The organism is Photobacterium sp. DNB22_13_2 (assembly GCF_052873915.1).
The window spans coordinates 1-229 of record NZ_JBNNXU010000325.1 but is presented as its reverse complement, the minus strand read 5'-3'; the positions used below and the strand labels follow the sequence as shown (position 1 = coordinate 229).

Here is a 229-nt window from a genome sequence, read left to right as displayed (position 1 = left end):
GATCTTGGCAGCATCGGTCGAGTTGGCACGCTTCATCGCGTCGATGATCACGTTGACAGCGTCATACGTGAACGGTGCGTAGATCTGCACCGGCGTGTGGAAACGGTCTTGGTACTTCTTGTCGAAGTCCGCGCCCTTTTCCAGCTTCGACAGCGCCAAGCCTGCTTCCGAGCAGACGATGTTGTCGATGGCATCGCCAGCCAGTTCAGCAACCTTGTCGGTACACACG

The 229-nt window shown here is 57.2% G+C and carries 1 protein-coding gene; it reads right to left on the bottom strand.

Annotated elements, in window-relative coordinates:
* On the bottom strand, window positions 1–229 hold a 229-nt coding region (locus tag ACVA58_RS28820; protein ID WP_446513643.1), incomplete at both ends, for a hypothetical protein.